24 protein-coding genes are annotated in these 21,669 nt (G+C 61.5%); 9 read left to right on the top strand and 15 right to left on the bottom strand.

Annotation, left to right across the window (positions count from 1 at the left end; genetic code table 11):
* Positions 1-159 precede the first annotated feature (159 nt).
* Positions 160-933 carry an L-iditol 2-dehydrogenase gene (locus J1G37_RS28335; RefSeq protein ID WP_207047035.1) on the bottom strand — a complete coding sequence of 258 codons (774 nt, stop codon included), beginning with the start codon at positions 931-933 and terminating at the stop codon, positions 160-162.
* 19 nt (positions 934-952) lie between these two features.
* On the bottom strand, positions 953-2,263 hold the full coding sequence (locus tag J1G37_RS28330) for a sugar ABC transporter substrate-binding protein (protein ID WP_207047033.1): 1,311 nt from the start codon (positions 2,261-2,263) through the stop codon (positions 953-955).
* Positions 2,264-2,474: 211 nt separating this feature from the next.
* Here J1G37_RS28330 and J1G37_RS28325 point away from each other — a divergent pair, with 211 nt between their 5' ends.
* From J1G37_RS28325 to J1G37_RS28315, 3 genes are all read left to right on the top strand, one after another.
* Complete coding sequence (locus J1G37_RS28325; protein ID WP_207047031.1) at positions 2,475-3,395, top strand: AraC family transcriptional regulator; 921 nt, start codon at positions 2,475-2,477, stop codon at positions 3,393-3,395.
* 172 nt (positions 3,396-3,567) lie between these two features.
* A complete protein-coding gene (locus J1G37_RS28320; protein ID WP_207047029.1) occupies positions 3,568-4,515 on the top strand; it encodes a nucleoside-specific channel-forming protein Tsx in 948 nt (315 codons plus the stop codon).
* A 15-nt stretch (positions 4,516-4,530) separates the two neighbouring features.
* Entirely contained in the window at positions 4,531-5,553 is a 1,023-nt protein-coding gene (locus J1G37_RS28315) for a purine nucleoside permease (protein WP_207047027.1), read from the top strand.
* Between the two features lie 145 nt (positions 5,554-5,698).
* Here the strand turns inward: J1G37_RS28315 and J1G37_RS28310 are convergent, their stop codons facing one another.
* The 5 genes from J1G37_RS28310 to J1G37_RS28290 all read right to left on the bottom strand — a co-directional run bounded on the left by J1G37_RS28310 (position 5,699) and on the right by J1G37_RS28290 (position 8,860).
* A complete protein-coding gene (locus tag J1G37_RS28310) occupies positions 5,699-6,658 on the bottom strand; it encodes a zinc-binding alcohol dehydrogenase family protein (RefSeq protein WP_207047025.1) in 960 nt (319 codons plus the stop codon).
* A 30-nt stretch (positions 6,659-6,688) separates the two neighbouring features.
* Positions 6,689-6,862 (bottom strand): DUF1427 family protein, encoded by a 174-nt coding sequence (locus tag J1G37_RS28305; RefSeq protein ID WP_124528348.1) that lies wholly within the window; start codon positions 6,860-6,862, stop codon positions 6,689-6,691.
* A gap of 88 nt (positions 6,863-6,950) precedes the next feature.
* Positions 6,951-7,715, bottom strand: coding sequence for a helix-turn-helix transcriptional regulator (locus J1G37_RS28300; RefSeq protein WP_207047039.1), 765 nt, complete (start codon positions 7,713-7,715; stop codon positions 6,951-6,953).
* Positions 7,716-7,911: 196 nt separating this feature from the next.
* Positions 7,912-8,367, bottom strand: a complete 456-nt coding sequence (locus tag J1G37_RS28295; protein WP_207047023.1) for a DMT family transporter — start codon at positions 8,365-8,367, stop codon at positions 7,912-7,914.
* 4 nt (positions 8,368-8,371) lie between these two features.
* Positions 8,372-8,860, bottom strand: a complete 489-nt coding sequence (locus tag J1G37_RS28290; RefSeq protein ID WP_207047021.1) for a DMT family transporter — start codon at positions 8,858-8,860, stop codon at positions 8,372-8,374.
* A 116-nt stretch (positions 8,861-8,976) separates the two neighbouring features.
* Between J1G37_RS28290 and J1G37_RS28285 the strand changes: the two genes are divergently transcribed.
* From J1G37_RS28285 to J1G37_RS28275, 3 genes are all read left to right on the top strand, one after another.
* Positions 8,977-9,909: a LysR family transcriptional regulator gene (locus tag J1G37_RS28285; protein ID WP_207047019.1), complete on the top strand. Its 933-nt coding sequence runs from the start codon at positions 8,977-8,979 to the stop codon at positions 9,907-9,909.
* Positions 9,910-10,033: 124 nt separating this feature from the next.
* Entirely contained in the window at positions 10,034-10,393 is a 360-nt protein-coding gene (locus J1G37_RS28280; RefSeq protein ID WP_242551781.1) for a type II toxin-antitoxin system Phd/YefM family antitoxin, read from the top strand.
* Positions 10,390-10,767, top strand: coding sequence for a type II toxin-antitoxin system VapC family toxin (locus tag J1G37_RS28275; RefSeq protein ID WP_207047017.1), 378 nt, complete (start codon positions 10,390-10,392; stop codon positions 10,765-10,767). Before J1G37_RS28280 ends, J1G37_RS28275 begins: the two co-directional genes overlap by 4 nt.
* 17 nt (positions 10,768-10,784) lie before the next feature.
* Here J1G37_RS28275 and J1G37_RS28270 read toward each other — a convergent pair whose 3' ends face one another.
* The 3 genes from J1G37_RS28270 to J1G37_RS28260 all read right to left on the bottom strand — a co-directional run bounded on the left by J1G37_RS28270 (position 10,785) and on the right by J1G37_RS28260 (position 14,560).
* A complete protein-coding gene (locus J1G37_RS28270; RefSeq protein ID WP_207047015.1) occupies positions 10,785-12,104 on the bottom strand; it encodes an Nramp family divalent metal transporter in 1,320 nt (439 codons plus the stop codon).
* A 37-nt stretch (positions 12,105-12,141) separates the two neighbouring features.
* Entirely contained in the window at positions 12,142-13,695 is a 1,554-nt protein-coding gene (locus J1G37_RS28265) for a DUF726 domain-containing protein (protein WP_207047013.1), read from the bottom strand.
* 82 nt (positions 13,696-13,777) lie between these two features.
* Positions 13,778-14,560, bottom strand: coding sequence for a helix-turn-helix transcriptional regulator (locus tag J1G37_RS28260; RefSeq protein WP_207047011.1), 783 nt, complete (start codon positions 14,558-14,560; stop codon positions 13,778-13,780).
* Between the two features lie 103 nt (positions 14,561-14,663).
* On the opposite strand from J1G37_RS28260, the gene J1G37_RS28255 reads away from it, so the two are divergent.
* A complete protein-coding gene (locus tag J1G37_RS28255; protein ID WP_207047009.1) occupies positions 14,664-15,563 on the top strand; it encodes an EamA family transporter in 900 nt (299 codons plus the stop codon).
* Here the strand turns inward: J1G37_RS28255 and J1G37_RS28250 are convergent.
* Together J1G37_RS28250 and J1G37_RS28245 are read right to left on the bottom strand one after the other, a co-directional pair.
* Entirely contained in the window at positions 15,557-15,862 is a 306-nt protein-coding gene (locus J1G37_RS28250) for an XRE family transcriptional regulator (protein WP_124528340.1), read from the bottom strand. The genes J1G37_RS28255 and J1G37_RS28250 overlap by 7 nt on opposite strands.
* On the bottom strand, positions 15,855-16,220 hold the full coding sequence (locus J1G37_RS28245) for a type II toxin-antitoxin system RelE/ParE family toxin (protein WP_207047008.1): 366 nt from the start codon (positions 16,218-16,220) through the stop codon (positions 15,855-15,857). Before J1G37_RS28245 ends, J1G37_RS28250 begins: the two co-directional genes overlap by 8 nt.
* 231 nt (positions 16,221-16,451) lie before the next feature.
* On the opposite strand from J1G37_RS28245, the gene J1G37_RS28240 reads away from it, so the two are divergent.
* Both J1G37_RS28240 and J1G37_RS28235 read left to right on the top strand, forming a co-directional pair.
* Positions 16,452-18,260, top strand: coding sequence for a monovalent cation:proton antiporter-2 (CPA2) family protein (locus tag J1G37_RS28240; RefSeq protein ID WP_207047007.1), 1,809 nt, complete (start codon positions 16,452-16,454; stop codon positions 18,258-18,260).
* 72 nt (positions 18,261-18,332) lie between these two features.
* Entirely contained in the window at positions 18,333-18,887 is a 555-nt protein-coding gene (locus J1G37_RS28235; RefSeq protein WP_207047006.1) for a hypothetical protein, read from the top strand.
* Positions 18,888-19,044: 157 nt separating this feature from the next.
* Here the strand turns inward: J1G37_RS28235 and J1G37_RS28230 are convergent, their stop codons facing one another.
* The 3 genes from J1G37_RS28230 to J1G37_RS28220 are packed head-to-tail and all read right to left on the bottom strand — an operon-like array spanning position 19,045 to position 21,131.
* A complete protein-coding gene (locus J1G37_RS28230; protein WP_207047005.1) occupies positions 19,045-19,764 on the bottom strand; it encodes an alpha/beta fold hydrolase in 720 nt (239 codons plus the stop codon).
* Between the two features lie 11 nt (positions 19,765-19,775).
* On the bottom strand, positions 19,776-20,531 hold the full coding sequence (gene cobF, locus J1G37_RS28225; RefSeq protein WP_124528335.1) for a precorrin-6A synthase (deacetylating): 756 nt from the start codon (positions 20,529-20,531) through the stop codon (positions 19,776-19,778).
* Positions 20,532-20,576: 45 nt separating this feature from the next.
* Positions 20,577-21,131 carry a histidine phosphatase family protein gene (locus J1G37_RS28220; protein ID WP_207047004.1) on the bottom strand — a complete coding sequence of 185 codons (555 nt, stop codon included), beginning with the start codon at positions 21,129-21,131 and terminating at the stop codon, positions 20,577-20,579.
* Positions 21,132-21,669: the final 538 nt, after the last annotated feature.

The raw sequence follows: 21,669 nt of genomic DNA, 5'->3' as shown, positions 1-21,669 counted from the left end.
CCGGCGAAGTTGGCTCGCCGAAAAGTGTCCACCATGTCCCCGCACACCCGTCAACCATGTGTCCGGTCCGTACAGGCTTTTCCAAAGTGACCCGCTGTAAGAGCGGAACCATAAGCCGCCGTTACCGCAGCAACGGATATGTACACCAACAAAAAGCCATCAGCTCATCCAATTCCCCCCATCAACGTTATACGTCTGCGCCACCACATAATCCGCCTCCGCCGAAGCCAAAAACACCGCCATCCCCACCAAATCCTCAGCCATCCCCATCCGCCCAAACGGCACCTCCTCCCCTACCCGCCGCTTCTTCTCCCCCGGCGCCAACCCTTCATACCGGGCAAACAACGCATCCACCCCATCCCAATGCTCCCCATCCACCACACCGGGAGCGATGGCATTGACGTTGATCCCCTGCTTGATCAGATTCAACCCCGCCGACTGCGTCAGGCTGATCACCGCCGCCTTGGTCGCGCAATACACCGCCACCAACGGCTCACCCCGGCGCCCAGCCTGGCTGGCCATGTTGATGATCTTGCCGCCATGCCCCTGGCGGATCATCTGCCGCGCCGCCGCCTGCAACGTGAACAACGTCCCGGCGACGTTGATCGAAAACAGCCGCTCATAGCTATCCCGGGTGATATCGACAATGGGCGCCAGATCAAACAACGCCGCATTGTTGATCAAGATATCCAGCTTTCCGACCTGAGCCACCACGGCAGCAATCGCGGCGTCGATGGAACCCTGGTCGGTGACGTCCATTTCCACGGCATACGCCTGTGGCCCCAGTTCGGCGGCGGTTGCCTGGGCCTGTTGCAGGTTGATATCGGCGATGGCGACGCTGGCGCCCTCCGCAATGTAGGCCTGGGCAAACGCGCGGCCGATCCCGCGCGCTGATCCGGTGATCAGCGCGCTTTTACCTTCAAGTCGTTTCATGGGGCATGTCTCTAAAGAATTATTTTGGATAACCCGCGCGTTTCATTTCGCGCTCGGTGGTGGACTGGGCCTGGAGCAACGCCTGGTCAACCGACATGCCTCCGGTCAGCGCCGCCGAGAACATCTTGCCCACCGAGGTGCCGATGGCCTGGAACTCGGGGATGGTCACGTACTGGATGCCCACGTACGGCACCGGCTTGGCCGACGGGTGCGCCGGGTCGGCGTGTTTCATCATCTCCAGGGTCACTTGGGCAAACGGCGCGGCTTTCAAGTAGGCGTCGTTGTAGGTGGACTGGCGAGTGCCGGGCGGTACGTTGGTGATGCCTTCTTTATCGGCGACCAGTTGGATGTAGTCCTTGGACGTGGCCCAGGTGATAAAGGCCTTGGCCGCGTCTTTGTGCTTGGACGTGGCCGGGATCGCCAGGGACCAGGCGTACAGCCATGAGGAGCCTTTATCGGTGACTTCGGTGGGCGCGGCGGCAAAGCCTACGCTGTCGGCCACCTTGCTTTGGCTCTTGTCGGTGGTGAAGGAGCCGGCGACGCTGGCGTCTACCCAGATCGCGCATTTGCCGCTGTTGAACAGCGCCAGGGTTTCGTTGAAGCCGTTGCTGGAAACCCCCGGCGGGCCGTATTGCTTGAGGCTGTTGACGTAGAAATTGGCCGCGGCGGTCCATTCCGCGCTGGTCAGCTCAGGCTTCCACTGCTCGTCGAACCAGCGCGCGCCAAACGCATTGGCCATGGTGCTCAACAAGGCAATGTTCTCGCCCCAGCCGGCCTTGCCGCGCAGGCACAGGCCATATTGGTCTTTGTCCTTGGCGGTGAGCTTGGCGGCAAAGGCGCCGAGTTGGGTCCAGGTCGGATGCGCGGGCATGCTCAGGCCGGCCTGCTGGAACAGGTCGGTGCGGTAGTAGGTGACAGTGCTTTCGCCGTAGAACGGCAACGCGTAGAGGGTGTTGTTGACCGACAGCCCCTGGCGCACCGAGGGGAAGATATCCTCGACGTCGTAGTCGGCCGGCAGTTGGGTCAGCGGCTCCAGCCAGTGTTTGGCGCCCCACAGCGGGGTTTCGTAGGTGCCGATGGTCAGCACGTCGAACTGCCCGCCCTGGGTGGCGATATCCGTGGTGAGGCGTTGGCGCAGCACGTTTTCTTCGAGCACCACCCAGTTGAGCCTGATGTCCGGGTGCTGCGCTTCGAACACCTTGGACAGGCGCTGCATACGGATCATGTCGCTGTTGTTGACCGTGGCGATGGTCACGGTGTCGGCGGCATGGCTGGGCATGGCCAAGGCCAGGCCGGACAGCAGGAACAACGCTTGCGGGAGCTTGAGCATGGCGGTATCCACCTGTTGTTTTTGTTGTTGAGGGCCGATTACAGCAGGTTGGCCCAGCCCTCACAAACCCGTGGCGGATGCGCGAGTGATACTTTTTTAACCTTGGGACCTGGGTTAAAAAAGTATCAGTGCCCGGCAAAACCAGGGGTAGCGCCGACACCGCGCAGGCGCGTATTTTGAGGCGCTACCAAGAACAACAAGAAGCCCCGCCATGCCTGTCAGCCGCGCCCAACTGTTCGAGCACCGCCCTGCCGAACTGGAAGTGATCCTGCCCGAGCCGGACCACTGCTTTCGCTGGTTCGAACACGACTATCCCTATGACCTGGCGCGCTGGAACCACCACCCCGAGTTTGAACTCCACCTGATCCGCCAAGGCAGCGGCAAGCTGGTCGCAGGCGACTATATCGGCGCTTTCAGTGCCGGCCACGTCGCCCTGATCGGCCCCGATCTGCCCCACGACTGGATCGGCGAACTGGCCCCCGGCGAATACCTCAAGGGCCGCGACGTGGTGCTGCAATTCGACGGCGCCGCCCTGCTCGCCTTGCGCAAGACGCTGCCGGAACTGGGCGATTTGCAACCGTTGTTCGAACAAGCCCGACGCGGCCTGCAATTTCACGGCGACACGGCGCTGCGTGCCGCCGCATTGATGGAACACATCGGCAACGCCCAGGGCCTGCAGCGGCTGGTGCTGTTCCTGCAATTGCTCGATACCCTCAAGAGCGCCCCGGCGCCACACGTGCAGGCGCTGGCCAGCCCGTGCTACGCGCCCACCCTGGATGCGCGCAGCGCCGAGCGCATCAACAAGGCCTTCGACTACCTGATGCGCGAACTCACGGGGGACGTGCGCCTGTCGGTGATTGCGCAGCAATTGGAGATGAGCGAGCCGGGTTTTTCGCGCTTTTTCAAGCGCAACACCGGCCACGGTTTTATCGACCTGATGCGCAAGTTCCGCGTGCAACGCGCCTGCCGCTTGTTGTTGCAAAGCGAGATGTCCGTGGCGGCGATCTGCTTTGAAGTGGGCTACGCCAACCTGTCCAATTTCAACCGGCACTTTCGCATCGAGATGAATCAGACGCCAAGCGATTATCGTCGGGAAACCGCGCTGCACCGGTTCAACCCCTCGACAAAATGACACCGGGTCAATTCTGACCAAAAGGTCGACTAATCGCGCTTTTTTCCAGTCTATTCAAGCCAATAGTCAAAGTTGGTACAGCCTATGCAAACGTTTGCGGAACGAACTTGCCAGCCAAGTTCACCACCACCCGAAGAATCGGGTCCAAACCGCGTACGAATAGGGATTTTCAATGCACTCCACCGCAAGGCACCCTGCCGCCCTTGGTGTTTCCCTGCTACTGGCCGCCGTTACGGGACTACTCAGCGCGCCCATTTTCGCGCAGGAAAAACCCGTCGATGACTCAGCACAGGGCGAAACCCTCAGCCCGGAAGCCAACCCGACAAAAAAAGGCGTGTACCTCTCAGACTGGTTCAACCAAGACCTGACCTTGATCGGCAGCAAAGACATCAGCTTCGGCCCCAAGCCGTCCGACGACATTTACCTGGAGTACGAGTACTTCGGCCGCAAGGGCCCCTTCGAACTCTACGGCTATATCGACGTGCCGAAGATCCTCGGCATCGGTAACAGTAATGACAAAGGCGTGTGGGACCATGGCTCGCCGGTGTTCATGGAGCACGAACCGCGCATCTCCATCGACTACCTGGCGGGCCGCAGCCTGGCCATTGGGCCGTTCAAGGAATGGTATGTGGCGTTCGACTGGATCTACGACCACGGCAGCAACAAGGCCAACCGTGCCAACACCCTGTACAGCGGCCTGGGCACCGACATCGACACCCACTCGCGGGTCAATCTGTCGGCCAACTTCTACGGGCGTTACCAGTGGGAAAACTACGGCGCCAGCAATGAATATTCGTGGGATGGCTACCGCGCCCAAATGAAGTACATCGTGCCCATCGGCAAGTTCGACAACGGTGCCTCGCTGACCTACATCGGCTTCACCAACTACGACTTTGGCTCGGACCTGCACAAGGACAACCCGGCGCGCACCGCCAATTCGTTGGTGGCGACCAATGTGCTGCTGTATTCGTTTACCCACCTGCGGTTCACCCTGGTCGGCCGTTACTTTCATAACGGCGGCAACTGGGAGGATGGCAGTGAGTTGAACTTCGGCGAAGGCAACTTCCGCGCCCGTTCGGACGGCTGGGGCTACTACGCCGGCGTCGGTTATCAATTCTGATAGAGGAGCTTTTGGATGAACGTACTTTCCCGCCTGTCACTGGCTGTCGGCTTGGCCCTGTTGCCCCATGTGGTATTGGCGGATGCGCCGATCAAACCCAAGGTGATGCTGATCACCATGTTCGCCCCCGAGGCACAGACCTGGATCGACCGCCTGGAACTCAAGCAAGAGGTCCGCGTGCCGGGCCTCTCCGCCGAATACCCGGTGATCCGCTGCAACACCCAGGATGTCTGCCTGCTGGTCACCGGCATGGGCCAGACCAACGCCGCCGCGTCCACCCTTGCCGTGGCCTTGTCGCCCAAGTTCGACCTGCGCCAGAGCTACTTCCTGATCGCCGGGATCGCCGGCATCAGCCCCAAGCACGGTACCATCGGCACTGCGGCCTGGGCCCATTACTTGGTGGAGTTCGGCACCCAATGGGAATTGGACTCGCGGGATGCGCCCAAGGATTGGCCGACCGGTTACATCGGCATCAACACCAAAGGTCCCAACGAGAAACCGCCGCTGGACTACAAGACCGAAGTGTTTGAGCTGAACCCCAAGTTGCAGGCCAAGGCGTTTGCCCTGTCGCACCAGGTTCAGCTGACGGAGAGCAAGGAATCTGCCGCCTGGCGCAAACACTACCCCGCCGCCCCGGCCAACCAGCCGCCGCAAGTCACCCGCTGCGACACCCTGGCGGGCAACACCTGGTTTTCCGGCACGCGCTTGAGCGAACGCGCCGAGGTCTGGACCAAACTGCTGACGGATAACAAGGGCGAGTACTGCACCACCCAGCAGGAGGACAACTCCACCTACGAAGCGCTGCTGCGGGCCAGCCGTGAGGGGTTGGTGGATATTCAACGCTTGGCCGTGGTGCGCGCGGGCTCGGACTTCGACCGGCCGTATCCGGGTTACAGCGAAGTGGACAACCTGCTGAAATACGCGGACCAGGGTGGGTTTGTGCCGGCGCTGGAGAACCTGTACCGCACGGGAAATCCGCTGGTGCAGGCGATCCTCAAGAACTGGTCGGCGTGGGAGAAGGGCGTGCCTGAAGCCTAGTAACAACCACCTGTTGGCAAAAAACTCATGTGGGAGCGGGCTTGCCCGCGATAGCGGTCGATCAGCCACTGATGTGTTGGCTGGACTACCGCAATCGCGGGCAAGCCCGCTCCCACCTTGGTTTTCCTACAGTATTTAGAGCGTGTCAGGGCAGGAAGATGATCTTGTCCGCACTACCATTATTCACTTCCTCATAGCTCTGCAACCCCTGCGCCAACGCCACTTCCCGCAACCCCGTCGGCAGCGGCAGCGAACCCTCATCAAAAAACCGCCCGAACTGCTCCAGCATCACCGCGCACTGCTCGCAGTTGTAGAGCAACGAATTGATCCCCACCACCGACCCACCCTTGCGGTACAACGCCAGGGCCGGCAGCTGCACCTGGCCGTCCACCGGCGCGGCGATGATGGCGATGCGCCCAAACGGCGCCAGCCCGGCGACCGCTGCGGGCAACCAGAAACCGGTGGTGTCGAAGATCACATCGGCGCCGCCCTTGAACACACTGTTGACCTGCACGCCCAAGTCTTCCGGCGCCCCCAAGGCAATCGCCTCAATCCCCTGCCCTTGCAAAACCTCCACATGCTCCGCCCGCCGCACCGCCGCCAGCACCTGAGCGCCACGAATTTTCGCCAGGGCCAGGGCCGCACTGCCTACCGCACCATTGGCGCCAATCACCAGCAACCGTGTGCCTTTGCCGACGCCGCTGCGCTCCAGGGCATCCCAGGCGGTGGTGTACGGCACACCAAGGCTTGCGGCCTGGGCGAAACTCAGGTGGCTGGGTTTGTGCGCTACACCTTTGGCTGAAACCTTCACAAATTCGGCGTGGGAACCGTCGGCAAAAAAACCGAGATCGCGCCCCGAGCCCCAGACCTCCTGGCCCAGCAACGCCTGCGGGCCTTCGACGACAACGCCGGCAAAGTCACGCCCGGGAATACGTGGCAAGGTGGTGTAGGGGAAACGGCCGAGCACGTTTTTCACGTCGCTGGGGTTCAGTCCCGCCGCCTTGATCTGCACCAGCACTTCACCGGCGGCGGGCACCGGGGTGGCGACGTCGATGAAACGCAGGGAGGCAAGATCGCCCGTAGCGGAAAATTGCAGTGCTTTCATGGCCAATATCCATCGAAGGGAAAAAGGGAATCAGGACAACCAACCGCTGACCAGCTGCCGCCCCATGGGCCAGAGCTTTTCGCCCAGCAGCATGCCCATCAGGCCAACCAGGGCGATGGCCGGTGGCGCGGGCGAGCGGAAGTCCAAGGCGCCGTAGAGCACGCCGACAAACAGGCCAATGGCGAGGGAAATCAGGTAACTCATGGGATGGCGCCTGGTGGGTAGATGGGCTCAGTGTAGAGAGCCCATTCCTGAAGCATCGGCCAAGTGCTTCAGGATTTCGGCCAAACCCTCAACCGACGTAGTGCGACGGCGCCACGCCGAGTTCGCGGCGGAACATGTCGCTGAAACTGCTCGGCGAATAGCCCAGGGACCGCGCGATACGACTGACAGGCTGGCCCTGGATCAACTCCGCCACCGCCGTGGCCAGTTGCACCTGGCGCCGCCATTCGGCGAAACCCATGCCCAGGTGGTGCTGGAACAGCCTCGACAAGGTGCGCACGCTGGCACCGGCCGTCTCGGCGTGTTGTTCAAAGGGGACGTCCAACGAGGGCGCGGCCATCACCGCCTGGCAAGCGTTGATCAAGCGACGGTCGGCCTCCACCGGCATGGCAATGCGGATCGGCGAGCGGCGCGCCCGTTGCAATTCCAGCAGCGCCAGGCGCACCACTGCGTCGTAATAGCCCGTATCAGCGCTGTCGCCCTCTTCCACCAGCGTGACGATCAGCTCGCGCAGCAAGCCGCCGACCTCGATCACTTGCACCTGGCTGTCCAGCGTCGCCGCCAACGCCGGGCGCAGGTAGATATTGCGCATCTGCAAATCCGACACCACGCGAATCCCGTGTTCCACCCCCGGCGGCAACCAGACGGCACGCTGGGGCGGGACCACCAGGGCTTCGCGCGGGGTTTCGACCCACATCACGCCGCTCATGGCGTAGAGCAATTGGCCCCAGTCGTGGCGATGGGGTTCCACGTACAACCCACGCGGGTAGGTGCGTGCCAGGGGTTGCACGGGGACGGCGTGATCACTGAGGTCGGGGGGCGCGGCCAGGGCCATGGGGAGTGCGTCAGTCGGGATGTGGGCGTTCATGGTAATCAGTGACGCGCGCCAAGCCGAGCTGATTTTTAATTCCAATGTGGGAGCGGGCTTGCCCGCGATGACGGTGTGTCAGTCGATACATTTCTCGACTGATCTACCGCAATCGCGGGCAAGCCCGCTCCCACAGGGGGCACTCCCACATTTTTTGACCGCGTCAGTCGGCCTGACGCGTATTGCTGCGATACATGAACACCAACGCCAACGCCAAGCACAGCATCGCCACAATCCGGCTACCCGACAATTCAATCGCCGGGTTGCCCAGCCAGCCAAAGTTGTCGATCAACATGCCCATGCCCAACTGCCCGACAATCACCGCCACCGTGGCCACCGCCGTGCCCACAATCGGCACCGCGCCGACCATCACCATCATGTACACCACGCCAAACAGGGCACCGGTCAGTTGCCATTTCGGCACGTCCAGCAAGCTCACGGCCTGGGCAGGTTCAAAGAAGAAAATCAGCAGCGCCGTGGTCAGCGCGCCCACGGCAAAGGTCAGCAAACTGCTGCGCAACACGCCCACCGTCTGGCCCAGGCGCCCGTTGATCGCGGCCTGCACACTCAACACCGCACCGGCGGCAATCACCAGCACCAACAACAGAATCAGATTCATCGCCTTACCCTCGTGCAATCAAGATCAGTGCCGCCACAATCAACGCCAACGCTATCCAGCGCTCACCATTGACCCGCTTGCGCGCGGTGCCGAACCAGCCGAAATGGTCGATCAACACACTCTTGCCCACCTGCCCGGACAGAATCGCGATCATGGTCATGGCGATGCCGATATGCGGCGTGGCCAGGGTCAGCACCACCACGTACATCGGCCCCAGGAAGCCGCCGATCAATTGCCAGCGTGGCAGGTCGGTCAACGCCGGGCCCTTTTGCGGGCCGCTGAACAACAGCAGTAAATACAGGATCGCCGAGCCGACGCCGAAGATACTCAACGTCGCCCACAAATGGCCGACCTGCACACCCAATGGCCCAAGCAATCCGGCCTCCACCGACAAGCCCATGCCCGCCAGGATCACCAGAGGCAGCAACAACAGCCGCAAAAGGTTTTTCTTCGGCACGACCAACGCCGCGCCCTCGATAGAACTTGCCTGCATACATCACCTGCGCTTCAAGAAAGAGACATGGCGCGCATTATCCGGTGGTGATGCTGTGCGATAAATGGCAGCATGCCGACAACACCTTTGCGCAATACGCACAGCATGGAGCCCCGATGCAGGGTTTGAATGAATTGAGTTTCAAGGCGCTGCGCCTGTTCGTGGCCGTGCTCGACCACGGCAGCTTTTCCGCAGTGGCCCGCCGCGAAAGCCTGGCGCCCTCCTCCATTTCCCGGCAAATCCAGCTGATGGAACAGGCCCTCGGACAGCAATTGCTCTACCGCCACACCCGTGCGGTCAGCCCCACCGAGGCCGGGCGCCTGCTAGGGCATCACGCGCGCCTGCTGCTGGAACAACTGGAAACCGCCGGCCAGGCCTTGCAGGAACAAGAGCGCGAACCCAGCGGCCTGGTGCGCATCAACGCGCCGATGGTGTTCGGCCAACGTCATCTGTCACCGTGGCTGGGGGAACTGTGCCGGCGCTATCCCAAGCTGCAACTGGACATCCAGCAGACCGACACCTACGTCGATCCCCTGCAAGACGGCACCGACCTGCTCTTTCGCATCGGCGTGCTCAACGACTCGGGCATGCAGGCGCGCATCTTCGCGCCGCAGCGCTTTCGCATCGCCGCCAGCCCCGCCTACCTGGCCAGGCACGGCACGCCGCAACACCCCGACGAACTGGCCCACCACCACTGCCTGGCCTACAAAGGCATCACCGGCCAGCAACGCTGGTTCTTCCGCCGCGACGGCGGCGACTGGACGCCCTACAGCGTCAAGGGCCCGATCACCGGCAACCACGCCGACACCCTGACCCACGCCGCCGAACAAGGCCTGGGACTGGTGGTGTTTCCGTCCTGGCTGATTGGCGAAGGCTTGCGCGCGGGCACCTTGCAAGCGGTGCTCACGGACTACGAAGTGGCGACCACGCTGGAACCGCAGCAGATTGCCGCGTTATGGCCGGGCAGCCGGCGGTTGTCGCTGAAGGTGCGTACGGTGATTGACTATTTTGTGGAGTGTTTTGGGGCGGTGCCGTATTGGGATCGGTGAGGTGTGCGGCGGTTGAGGAAATTTCCGAGTGGGTAACGTAGGTGAGTTCTGATTTAACGGGCCACTATTTTTTGGCATTTCTCCTTGGGGCAGACTTTGACGAATTCATTTTCGGAGAGATGCCATGGACTTCCAATACGACAAAAAACCCCATGCCAAGCGAGCGGCTACAGCCAGTTGTCAGGCCGTCTTTGATAGCTCACGGAGCTTTGACTATATTTGGCCCAAACAGGGGGAAGTCCGCATGATTACCGTGCCCTTGGGTGAAGCTAAAAACAATCTGTCAAAACTGGTTGATGAAGCTGCCGCCGGAAAAACCATCACCATCTCCAAACATGGCCGCGCGATGGCGCAACTTGTCCCCATAACGAAGCCCAAGGGGCCGCGAATTGGTGCGATGAAAGGCATGTTTGTTGTTCCTGACGACTTTGATGCGCCTTTACCGGACGATCTACTGGACGCGTTCGAGGGCAACCCTCTATGAGGGTATTGTTGGATACCCATATTCTGCTTTGGTCGCTGACCGATGACCCCAAACTCTCCAGCAAAGCTCAAAGGCACATTGAAAATGCGGCAGAAATTTATGTCAGCGCTGCGACATTCTGGGAGATGGCGATCAAAGTTGGCTTGGGGAAACTCAATGTAGACATGAACAAACTCCGTGAATTTTGCCTGGACAGCGGCTTCGTCGAGCTACCCATCACGACTGAACACGCCACTGCCGTAAAGGATCTTGAGCATCATCACAAAGATCCCTTCGATCGGCTCATTGTCGCAGTCGCCATAAACGAACCTATGAGGTTGATTACGGCCGATCCGCACGTCGCCCAGTACACATCCCTAGCGATTCTGGTGTAACGCCCAACCGTTACGACTCAAAACACCCACTGCCCAATCAACCACGCATTCGCCCCACTGATCACCGCAAACAGCAACCACGCCAACACCCGGGTCGGCAGCCGGTTCACAAACGGCCCCATCAGCTGTTTATCGCCGGTCATGCGGATCAACGGATACAACGCAAACGGCAACTGCAGGCTGAGCACCACCTGGCTGAGAATCAGCAACTTGCCAATGGCACCATCACCCAGCAGCCACACCCCCAGAAACGCTGGAATCAGCGCCAGCCCTCGGGTAATCAGGCGGCGTTGCCAGCACGGAATACGCAGGTTGAGGTAGCCCTCCATAATCACTTGCCCAGCGATGGTGCCGGTGAACGTCGAGCTTTGCCCGGACGCCAGCAATGCAACACCAAACAGGATGCTGGCAAACGTGCCGCCCACCAGCGGGTCGAGCAAGTGGTAGGCGTCCTGGATCTCGACCACGTCGGTGTGGCCGGTCTTGTAGAACGCCGCAGCGGCCAACACCAGGATCGCGGCGTTGACCAGCAAAGCCAGCGCCAGGGAGCCGATGGTGTCGATGCGCGCCAGCTTGACCGCGTCCTGTTTGCTGGCGAGGTCATTGCCGATCAGGCGGGTCTGCACAATCGAGGTATGCAGGTAGAGGTTATGCGGCATGACCGTGGCGCCAAGGATGCCGATAGCCAGGTACAGCGGTGCAGCATCGCTGATGGCCGAGAGCGACGGCGTGAAGCCGCTCAACACATCCGGCCAGTACGGTTTGATCAGCAGCAGTTCGATGAAGAAACACACGCCGATAGTCGCCACCAGCGCCAGCATGATCGCTTCCAGGCGGCGGAAACCACGGTTCTGCAGGGCCAGGATCAGCAGCGTATCGAACACGGTGATGACAATGCCGGTGGTCAGCGACACGCCGAGCAGCAGGTGAAACGCCAGGGCGCAACCGAGCACTTCAGCCAGGTCGGTGGCGATGATGGAGATTTCCGCCAAGAGCCACTGGGTACGTGCGGAACGCTGGCTATAACGCTCGCGGCACAGCTGCGCGAGGTCCTTGCCAGTGGCGATGCCCAGCCGCGAGCACAGGCACTGCACCGCCATCCCCGCCAGGCTGGCCAGCAGTACCACAAACAGCAGGCTGTAGCCGTAGCGCGAACCGGCCTCGATGGCCGTGGCCCAGTTGCCGGGGTCCATGTAGCCGATGGAAATCAACAGGCCGGGACCGGCGAACATCAACATCCGCTTGAAGAACGACGCCTTGGGGTCAACGGCAACGGAGCCGGCCACCTCCGGCGGGCAGAACGGGGCGGTGGCGATTTTCGGCAGGCTGAATTTCACACGGTATTCCAGGCAAATGCATAAGGCTGGCAGCTTATCAGTCGGACGCAACCGTGCGCATCACCGTGTCCCGAGGCAGGTCAAACGCCTCCACCACTTGCACCACCAGGTCCATTTCCTGGTTCAGCGCCTCGCGCTCCATGCGCTGGCGGATCACACCCACCACCAACACCGCCAAGGTGGTGATCGAGTAAGCAGGGCCGGAAAACGCGCGCACCCCGCTGACCAACAGCATCGCCGCCGCCAACGCCTGGCCCACCACCGGAATCGCCGTGGCCGCCCCGCGCCGCAGGATAAAGCCGGTGAGCCCCGCCAACGCCGTGCCACTCAACGCGGTGGTGGCCGAGCGCCCTACACTGAAGCGCGCGAACACCCCCTGCTCCTTTTGCGCCGCTGCCTGCAATTCGGCGTCGAAGGCCTGGCGGTCGGCGCTGTTGAGTTTGTCCTTGTATTGCTCGATCAGGTGTTCCGCGACCTGCGCTTCGATGTCCGTCAGTTCGACGCTATCAACCGACTGTTCGAACTTGATCCCCAGTCGCTGCGCGACATCTTCGGCGATCTGGCGGTAACTCACGCCATGGCCCCGGGCGAGGTTCATAAAGCTGTCGCCGCCCATGCGCTGCAACTCGATGGCCAGTTTCAACGGTTCGCGCACGCTGGCATCAATCGATGCACTGCGCTTTTGTGCCATCAGTTCGGCGAGGAACTTCAACTCATCCGGCCGCGCCTGCACCAGCGCCGGGAACAGTTCCCCGTCCTCCTCGGCAAACCGCACTTCGCTGCTGCGCTGGTCAGCGCGGATCATGCCGCGCCGCTCCTGCAACAGGTCGGTGTACTGCACCACGGTATTCAACTGCGGCCAATACGCAGCATGATCGAAGGTGGCCAAGTGCACATTGCTCACCTTGGCCTTGAGGGCGGGCGTCAGCGGGATGGCGTAACGACCGATGCACCGCTCGTTATCCGGCTTGATCGCCAGCGCCCAGTCCTTGCTGGAATGACAGTTGATCAGCCGCCCCTGGAGCGGTGCCGACACTTCATCCCACGGGCTCGACGTACAGATCGCCCCGCCCATCAGCAGCACGTTGTTCAACGGCAGCTCGCGGGCCGCCTCTGGGCTGGCCAACAGGCTCTTGACCAGGATGCGTGCGCCCAGGGAATGGCCGACCAGGTTAATGCGCCGTACCGGCAGGGCTTCGGCGTGCAGGTAGTTGGCGAGCTCGGGCAGCAAGGTCTGGGCGACCTCATCGACACGCGCCTCGACACTTTTGTAATGGTCAAGAAAGTAGGCAATCGCCTTGCCCACGCCCACAGTCGCCGCGCCCAGGCCACCACCGCCGAGCATCGCGCCGATCACTTCCTTGAACGGGGCGAACAGGTTTTCGAGGAAATGCCCGGCCGGCCAGAACAGCATCACATTGGTCGAGCCTTCGATGCTCGCCAGTTGCGCCGTGAAGTTGCCCAGTTGCTGGCGGTTGAAAAAGGCCGAGTAACCGTGAACGTAGAGATTGAGCACGTCGCCCTGGGGCTCGCCGCACAACACAAAAGTGGGCTTGCGGGTGCGGTGCATTTCATCCCACTGGTGCTGCATGGGGCGGTGACTCCTGGTGACGATGGGCGGCGATAGTAACAAAGCGTGGCCGGCACAGCGGTGAATCCTGACCGGCGCGGCCTCAGAACAACGACGCGGCCTTGGATTTGGCCAGGTAACGCGCCGGAGAATCCCCCAGGTTGCGGCGAAACACCGAGGTGAACGCGCTGGAGCTGCTAAAGCCCAACCCCAGCGCCACATCGGTGATGGACGCACCGTGGCTGAGCCGCGCCGTGGCTTCCAGCAGGCACACCTGCTGGCGCCAGGCCACAAAGGTCATGCCGGTGTGCTCCAGGAACTGTCGGGTAAAGGTGCGCCGGCTCATGCTCGACCACGCGGCCATGGTGTCGAGCGCGATGGTCTGCGTGGGTACGTCCAGAAAACGCTGGCAGGCACGGGCCAGGCGCGGCTCAGCGGGCAACGGCGCGCTGAGGGGCAACTCGGGCATCGCGCCGATTTCATCCACCAGCAGCGTGAGCACACAGCGTTGCCGAATACTGAGCCGCGCCGCCGGCTCGATCGTCAACGCCGCTTCAAGCAAATGCCGCAGCAACGGCGAGACTTCAAACACCTGGCAATGGCCCTGCAAGCCCGCACGCCCGGCGGCTTCGTCGTCGAGGTAGGTGTTGAGCATGAGCACATCCCCACGCATATGCATTTCATGGGGCACGCCGCCGGGCACCCAGATCGCGCGCTGCGGTGGCACCACCCAGTTACCGAGGTCGGTGAACATCTTCAAGGCGCCGGTGGACGCGTAGGCAAACTGCCCACGGGCATGGGTATGCCGCGCAAACACGGTGCCGGACGCGTATTCGTGCAGCGTCACCACGGCTTCGGGGTCGTTTTCAGCAAAGGTCGGGATCATGGCCCGATATTGTCAAAGTATGACCTGACATAGCAAGCGGGCCACTCGACTGCGGCTTAACATCAACACCTTTGAACATGCCTGCCCGCTTAAGGAAAAGCCCATGCTGAAAAAACACCTGGCACTTGCCGTGCTTGTCACCCTGGTCTGGGGACTGAACTTTCCGATCACCAAACTCGGCCTGCGCGGCATCGATCCCTTTGTGCTCACCGGCATCCGTTTCGCCCTCGCCGCCTTGCCACTGGTGTTTTTCATCCGCCGCCCGGCCGTGCACTTCGGCTACGTCGCGGCGTATGGCGTGATTTTCGGCTTGGGCATGTGGGGCGTGATCAACTACGGCATCCAGGTCGGCGTGAGCCCCGGGATCGCCTCGCTGATCATCCAGCTCAGCGTGTTTTTCACCCTCGGCTGGGGCGTGGTGCTGTTTAACGAAAACCTACGCGACGCACAACTGGTCGGCGCCGGCCTGACGTTGCTCGGCCTCGCGGGGATCGTCGTCACCCAGGACGGCAGCCACGCGGTGCTGGGCGTCATGCTGATCGTCCTCAGCGCGTTTGCGTGGAGCGTGGGTAACGTCATCATCAAGCAGTCAGGCGTGAAGGAGATCTTCGCGTTCATGGTGTGGGCGAGCCTGTTCCCGCCCATCCCGCTGTTCCTGATGGCCTGGTGGATGCACGGCAGCGCCGCGTTCGAAAGCCTGCCCGCCAGCCTCGACGTGATGGCCGTCGGTTCGATCCTGTTCCAGGTCTACCTGGCCACGCACTTTGCCTACTGGGGCTGGAATTCACTGCTCAAGGCATACCCTGTCTCGACGGTGGCGCCCCTGTCATTGCTCATCCCCGTGTTTGGCATCGCCAGTTCGATGCTGATCATTGGTGAACGTATCTCCACGCTGGAACTGATCTCGATAGCGATCATTCTGGTGGGCTTGGCGGTGGGGTTGTATCGCCGGCCGGTAACACTGACCACACAGAAGGAAATACAGCCGGGCAGCGCTCAGTAGGCAAAGTTGTCGATCTTGACCTGACCGTCTGGAAACGTCGCAATGATCTCCAGTTCGCCGCCCATCGCACGGATATAGTCGCGCAATGTGCTGATGTACATATCCGTGCGCCGCTCCATCTTGGAGACAGCAGCCTGGTTGATATTCAATGCCTTGGCCAGGTTTTCCTGGCTCAACTGCTGAGCCTTGCGCAGCTCGTGCAGGGGCATTTCCTTTAGATGTTGCTGGAACAACTGCTTGGCTTCGGCCTGAGATTGCGGCGTCATGCGTGCTTGAAGTTCAGCGAATTTTTTAGCCATTGTTTTGGCCCTCTTTAGCCAATGCATCCAAATGTACGTCGTATAGCCTTTCTGCTAGCGGGACGTGTTTTTCATACCATCGGTTGTTACCGGTCTTATCCCCACCGACCAGCAATAATGCGCATCGCCGTGGATCAAATGCGTACAACACTCGATAGGGCCGCCCTGTGTGCTGTATCCGCAGTTCACGCAGGTTCCCGTGCCGGGAGCCCTTGATGTCGCTGCTGTGGGGATAGCCCAAACCCGGCCCCAAAAAACCCAGCAGATCCACGCTGGCGGATACCGAAACCTGTTCCTTTTCACCCAGGCCATCCCACCAGCCTGCGAATTCATCCGTGTATTCAATGTCCCAGCCCATGCGAATATGCCACCCAAGGAATATAAACTCAAGGGCATAAAACTAGGTGATGAATGGGCCCGCCTCCACCCGCTGCGCCTGGACAATTGTTTGTACATCCTTCAGAAACACCCGCAGGACGGTAAAAAGAGCGCGACAGGCGCGGCACTCACCGCAAAAACACAATTTTCGACACGTAAAAAGCGCTCTAATACGCTCCTGTTGATTCGTTTCAAGATCCTGGAGTCCCCAATGCCCCATGAAGGCAACCTGTTACAAGCAGCCGTGGTGTTCCTGCTCGCCGCCGTGTTGACCGTGCCGCTGGCCAAGCGCCTGCAACTGGGCGCGGTGCTCGGGTATCTGTTCGCCGGGGTGATCATCGGCCCGTCAGTCCTGGGGTTAGTGGGCAATCCGCAAAGCGTGGCGCAATTTTCCGAGCTGGGCGTGGTGCTGCTGCTGTTTATCATCGGCCTGGAATTATCGCCAAAACGCCTGTGGGTGATGCGCAAGGCGGTGTTCGGCGTCGGCCTGGCCCAGGTGTTGCTCACCGGTTTGGTGATGGGCGTAGTGGCGTTGTGGCTGTTTGGCCAGTCGTGGAACAGCGCGATTGTGCTGGGCCTGGGTCTGGCGTTGTCGTCCACCGCGTTTGGCCTGCAAAGCCTGGCCGAGCGCAAGGAGCTGAACCAGCCCCACGGCCGCCTGGCCTTTGCCATCTTGCTGTTCCAGGACATCGCGGCGATCCCGCTGATCGCCATGGTGCCGTTGCTGGCCGGCAGTGATCACCCCACCACCGAAGCCCAGGGCCTGCAACATGTGTTGCAGATCCTCGGCAGCATCGCCGTGGTGATCATCGGCGGGCGCTACCTGTTGCGGCCGGTGTTTCGCATCGTCGCCAAGACCGGTCTGCGCGAGGTGTCCACCGCCACGGCGCTGCTGGTGGTGATCGGCACCGCGTGGTTGATGGAGTTGGTGGGCGTGTCCATGGCCCTGGGTGCCTTCCTCGCCGGCCTGCTGCTGGCGGATTCGGAATACCGCCACGAACTCGAATCCCAGATCGAACCCTTCAAGGGCCTGTTGCTGGGCCTGTTCTTTATCAGCGTGGGTATGGGCGCCAACCTCAGCCTGCTGCTCAGCTCGCCGCTGCTGGTGCTCGGCCTGACCCTGTTGTTGATCGGCCTGAAGTTGCCGCTGCTGTACGCCGTTGGCCGCCTGGTGGGTGACCTCAACCGCGAAAGCGCCTTGCGCTTGGGCGTGGTGCTGGCGGCGGGCGGTGAATTTGCCTTTGTGGTGTTCAAGATCGGTCGCGACCAGGGCCTGTTCGAACCGCACCTCTATGACGTGCTGGTGCTGACCATCACCCTGTCCATGGCCGTGACCCCGTTGCTGCTGTTGATCTGCCCGAAGCTGTTCAAGCCCAAGGTCAAGCCGGTGGAAGTGCCCGAGGAATACCGCACCATCGAAAGCGATGCGCCCCGCGTGGTTATTGCTGGCATGGGCCGCATGGGCCAGATCGTCGCGCGGATCCTGCGTGCGCAAAACATCTCGTTTATCGCCCTCGACACCTCGGTGGAAACCATCGAGCTGACCCGCAGCTTCGGCGGCATGCCGGTGTTCTACGGCGACCCGCAACGGCCGGAGATCCTGCACGCGGCCAAGGTCGACCAGGCGGAGTTCTTCGTGATCGCCATGGACGACCCGGAGATCAACATCAAGACCGCCGAACTGGTGCGCAACCTCTACCCGCACATGAAGATTATCGCCCGCGCCCGTAACCGCCAGCACGTTCACCGCCTGGTGGACCTGGATGCGTCGCCGGTGCGCGAGACCTTCTACTCCAGCCTGGAAATGAGCCGCCGCACCCTGGTCGGCCTCGGCTTGACCCAGGCCCAGGCCGACGCGCGCATCACCCGCTTCAAGAACCACGACCTGCAAGTGCTGGCCGCGCAACACGCGGTGTATGACGATGCGGCCAAGGTGATGCAGACCGCCCAGGAAGCCCGGGCGGAACTGGCGCGACTGTTTGAGATGGACCGCCTCGAAGAAGAGTCCGACAAGGTGTAAGGCCCGGGGTGAACGACATTGCGAAATTTCTGACAGAATACGCCGCAATTTCGTTCATCCCTGGAGCGCTTCATGGCCACTTTCACCCAGACCGCCGCCCTGCTGGCCCTCGTGCTTGCCGCTGGCAGCGCGTTCGCCGCCACCCCGCCGGCCACACAGAGCATCTCCACCCTGGGCGGCAAATTCACCTTCAGCCTGCCCAAGGCCTACGTCGCGGACACCCTGCCTGTCAGCAAGGCCGAAGACAGCAGCGCAGCCACCCAGGGCACGCTGTACGCCAACCAGACCACAAAAAGTGTGGTGATCGTCGCCGAAACCGTGCGTACCGATGGGGTAAACATCGGGGATAACGACGCGCAGTTCCTCGACGGTGCCGTAGCTGGTTTCGTCAAGGAGCAGAGCGCCGCACTGCCGGACTTCAAGAAGCAGAATGAGAAGAAGCTGACCTTCAAGGGCCTGGGTTTGCGCCAGGTGGACAGCATTGCGACGCAGGGCGGGGGCAAGACGTTGAACAGCACCTTCCTGGGTGGTTCGGGTAATCACATGCTGGTGATCCAGGCGATTTCCCGGGGGGATGATGCAAAGGGGCATGCCGTACTGGTGAAGCAAATTACAGGCGGCAAGTAACCCGTTCTTCCAGACAACACAAAACCAATGTGGGAGCTGGCTTGTGTGGGAGCTGGCTTGCCTGCGATGCAGGCAACTCGGTCTTTCAGTAACACCCGGGTGATGCTATCGCAGGCAAGCCAGCTCCCACACAAGCCAGCCTCCACACTTCCTGTGTTTACTTCAGGCTTTTCTCTAGCCAGGCCCTTAGATCCTGCACCTCAGCCTCATTGATGGTATGCGGCATCCCCACATACCCATGAAACTCCGGCTTCACACCCACCCCCAGCAACACCTCATTCGCCCGGGTCGCCGAGGCATACGGCAGGGCCTGGTCCAACGTCCCATGGCCAATAAAGATCGCCAGTTGGCCCAGTGCAGAATCTGCCTTCAACTCAGCCTTCAACACCGGCAACACACTGCCACTCAACGCCGCAATCCCACGCACCAGCGCAGGCTTACGCAACCCCACCTCGTAGGACATGATCGCACCCTGGCTGAACCCCACCAGAAACACCCGATCCGGTTGGGTGTGGTACTTGGCGGTGGCCTGCTGCACAAAGTCTTCGATCAGTTGGGCGCTGCGCTGCAAGTCGGCGGTCTCGCCGTCGTAGTCGCCGTCGCCGGGTGTCTTCGCAAACCAGCGATAACCGCTCGCGTCCACCGGCATTGGCGCCCGTACGGAGAGGTAGGTCCAGGTGGACGGCAAGGCGTCCTTGAGGCCAAACAAATCCTCCTCGTTGCTGCCAAACCCGTGCAGGAAAATCACCAGCGGTTCGTTGCGCGCATCGCCCTGGGTCTGTTCCAGGTACGCCAGCGGCAAGTCGCGGTGCAGGGTGTCGTCGGCTTGGGCGGCACCGGCCAACAGCGCCAGCGTCAGGGCAAACAGCTTGAGCATGGGGCGTGACCTCAGGGTTTGCGCAACAGATAGGTGTCCATGATCCAGCCATTGGCCAGGCGCGCCGCCTTGCGCACCCGTTCGATGTCGTCGGCCACTTCAGCGACTTTGCCGCTGATGAGGATTTCGTCCGGCGTGCCCAGGTAGGCACCCCAGTAAATATCCAGGTCCTGATCAGCCACCGTACGGTAGGAATCTTCCGCGTCGAGCATCACCACCAGCGTATCCGCATCACTCGCCTGCCCCGCCGCCAACCGGCGTCCGGTGGTGATCTCGATGGAGCGGCCAATGCGGTTCAGCGGCACTTTGTGCTGGGCGGCCAGGGCCTGCACGCTGGTGATGCCGGGAATCACTTCAAATTCAAACGCACAGCGCCCACTGGCCAGGATCGCCTGCAGGATGCGGATGGTGCTGTCGTACAGCGCCGGGTCACCCCAGGCCAGGAATGCGCCCACTTCACCGTCGGCCATTTCTTCGTTGATCATGCGCTCGAAGGTTTGCTGCTTGTCGCGGTTGAGGTCTTGCACGGCGGTGGTGTAGTCAATTTCACCGCGCACGCGCTCAGGGCAGTCGGCCTCGACGAAGCGGTAGCCGGGCTCGGTGATGTAGGTCTCGCAGATCTCGCGGCGCAGGTCGATCAACTTGTCTTTGCTCTGGCCCTTGTCCATCAGGAAAAACACGTCGGTGCGATTGAGCGCCTTCACGGCCTGCATCGTGATGTAGTCAGGGTTGCCGGCGCCAATGCCGATGATCAGGATGCGTTTCATGGGTTGCTCTCATTGCGGGGCGTGGATTTTGCCATGTTCAGGGGCTCAGGCGTGAGTTTCCAGGCGCAGGCGCCAAACGCCATTGAAGCGCAGCTCGGTAGCGGACAGCGGCTCGACGTCGATCAGGTAGAACATCGACAGCGGAAACTGCATGACGTACAGCATTGCGGCGCGGATCACGAAAGGATGGGTGATGGCGACGATATGGCCGGGTTGGGTTTCGAGGGACTGCATCCACTGCGCCACCCGCGCGCAAACCTGATCCACCGATTCGCCACCGTGGGGGGCGCTGGCGCTGTTGGTCAGCCACGCCTGCAACTCATCACTAGGCAAGCGGCCGACATCCAGGCCTTTCCAGCTCCCGAAATCAGCATCGCGCAACGCGTCCTCAACCACCGCGTCGTGGCCAAACAAGCCTGCCGTCTGCCGGGTGCGAGCCTGCGGCCCACACAACAGGCGACGTGGCTTCTTGTAGCGACCGGCCAGGGACAGCGCCGCGCGTTGCCAATCCATCGCCACCGACTCGTCATCGGGAAAATAGCCGCGCTTTTGCAGGGGCGTGACGGCATGGCAGATAAGGGTCAAACGGGTGGCTTGCATGAAATTCGCTCCGCCGAATGAAGGCCAATAAGACTGGCGCAGTTATTCGCGGCGTGCAACGTCTTGTGCTGGGTGGTAGGGGCGATGGCGGTGGGTCAGTTGCATCTGTGTTGGCTGATAGGCCGTCTTCGCGGGCAAGCCCGCTCCCACAGGGGATTGGGTTACCACTTTGGATCAGGTGCACACCGGCCAAACTGTGGGAGCTGGCTTGCCTGCGATAGCGGTGCGTCAGTTGCATCTGTGTTGGCTGACAGGCCGCCATCGCGGGCAAGCCCGCTCCCACAGGGGATTGGGTTACCACTCTGGATCAGGTGCACACCGCTCAAACTGTGGGAGCTGGCTTGCCTGCGAAAGCGGTGGGTCAGCTGCATCTGTGTTAACTGGCAGGCCGTCTTCGCGGGCAAGCCCGCACCCACAGGGGATTGGGTTACCACTTTGGATCAGGTGCACACCGGCCAAACTGTGGGAGCTGGCTTGCCTGCGATAGCGGTGCGTCAGTTGCATCTGTGTTGGCTGACAGGCCGCCATCGCGGGCAAG

It is taken from the genome of Pseudomonas sp. Marseille-Q1929 (assembly GCF_017316265.1).
Lineage (GTDB): Bacteria > Pseudomonadota > Gammaproteobacteria > Pseudomonadales > Pseudomonadaceae > Aquipseudomonas.
Note: the sequence above shows the minus strand (reverse complement) of the source record. Positions and strands in the feature narration are given on the sequence as shown.

What these genes read in the sequence shown, in the direction of transcription:
- J1G37_RS28220 (WP_207047004.1), bottom strand. Translation starts at nt 21,131, where the DNA reads ATGCAAGCCACCCGTTTGACCCTTATCTGCCATGCCGTCACGCCCCTG.
- J1G37_RS28320 (WP_207047029.1), top strand. Translation starts at nt 3,568, where the DNA reads ATGCACTCCACCGCAAGGCACCCTGCCGCCCTTGGTGTTTCCCTGCTA.
- cobF (WP_124528335.1), bottom strand. Translation starts at nt 20,531, where the DNA reads ATGAAACGCATCCTGATCATCGGCATTGGCGCCGGCAACCCTGACTAC.
- J1G37_RS28310 (WP_207047025.1), bottom strand. Translation starts at nt 6,658, where the DNA reads ATGAAAGCACTGCAATTTTCCGCTACGGGCGATCTTGCCTCCCTGCGT.
- J1G37_RS28330 (WP_207047033.1), bottom strand. Translation starts at nt 2,263, where the DNA reads ATGCTCAAGCTCCCGCAAGCGTTGTTCCTGCTGTCCGGCCTGGCCTTG.
- J1G37_RS28250 (WP_124528340.1), bottom strand. Translation starts at nt 15,862, where the DNA reads ATGGCTAAAAAATTCGCTGAACTTCAAGCACGCATGACGCCGCAATCT.
- J1G37_RS28295 (WP_207047023.1), bottom strand. Translation starts at nt 8,367, where the DNA reads ATGAATCTGATTCTGTTGTTGGTGCTGGTGATTGCCGCCGGTGCGGTG.
- J1G37_RS28300 (WP_207047039.1), bottom strand. Translation starts at nt 7,715, where the DNA reads ATGGCCCTGGCCGCGCCCCCCGACCTCAGTGATCACGCCGTCCCCGTG.
- J1G37_RS28255 (WP_207047009.1), top strand. Translation starts at nt 14,664, where the DNA reads ATGCTGAAAAAACACCTGGCACTTGCCGTGCTTGTCACCCTGGTCTGG.
- J1G37_RS28335 (WP_207047035.1), bottom strand. Translation starts at nt 933, where the DNA reads ATGAAACGACTTGAAGGTAAAAGCGCGCTGATCACCGGATCAGCGCGC.
- J1G37_RS28325 (WP_207047031.1), top strand. Translation starts at nt 2,475, where the DNA reads ATGCCTGTCAGCCGCGCCCAACTGTTCGAGCACCGCCCTGCCGAACTG.
- J1G37_RS28285 (WP_207047019.1), top strand. Translation starts at nt 8,977, where the DNA reads ATGCAGGGTTTGAATGAATTGAGTTTCAAGGCGCTGCGCCTGTTCGTG.
- J1G37_RS28235 (WP_207047006.1), top strand. Translation starts at nt 18,333, where the DNA reads ATGGCCACTTTCACCCAGACCGCCGCCCTGCTGGCCCTCGTGCTTGCC.
- J1G37_RS28275 (WP_207047017.1), top strand. Translation starts at nt 10,390, where the DNA reads ATGAGGGTATTGTTGGATACCCATATTCTGCTTTGGTCGCTGACCGAT.
- J1G37_RS28265 (WP_207047013.1), bottom strand. Translation starts at nt 13,695, where the DNA reads ATGCAGCACCAGTGGGATGAAATGCACCGCACCCGCAAGCCCACTTTT.
- J1G37_RS28240 (WP_207047007.1), top strand. Translation starts at nt 16,452, where the DNA reads ATGCCCCATGAAGGCAACCTGTTACAAGCAGCCGTGGTGTTCCTGCTC.
- J1G37_RS28290 (WP_207047021.1), bottom strand. Translation starts at nt 8,860, where the DNA reads ATGCAGGCAAGTTCTATCGAGGGCGCGGCGTTGGTCGTGCCGAAGAAA.
- J1G37_RS28280 (WP_242551781.1), top strand. Translation starts at nt 10,034, where the DNA reads ATGGACTTCCAATACGACAAAAAACCCCATGCCAAGCGAGCGGCTACA.
- J1G37_RS28245 (WP_207047008.1), bottom strand. Translation starts at nt 16,220, where the DNA reads ATGGGCTGGGACATTGAATACACGGATGAATTCGCAGGCTGGTGGGAT.
- J1G37_RS28260 (WP_207047011.1), bottom strand. Translation starts at nt 14,560, where the DNA reads ATGATCCCGACCTTTGCTGAAAACGACCCCGAAGCCGTGGTGACGCTG.
- J1G37_RS28315 (WP_207047027.1), top strand. Translation starts at nt 4,531, where the DNA reads ATGAACGTACTTTCCCGCCTGTCACTGGCTGTCGGCTTGGCCCTGTTG.
- J1G37_RS28305 (WP_124528348.1), bottom strand. Translation starts at nt 6,862, where the DNA reads ATGAGTTACCTGATTTCCCTCGCCATTGGCCTGTTTGTCGGCGTGCTC.
- J1G37_RS28230 (WP_207047005.1), bottom strand. Translation starts at nt 19,764, where the DNA reads ATGCTCAAGCTGTTTGCCCTGACGCTGGCGCTGTTGGCCGGTGCCGCC.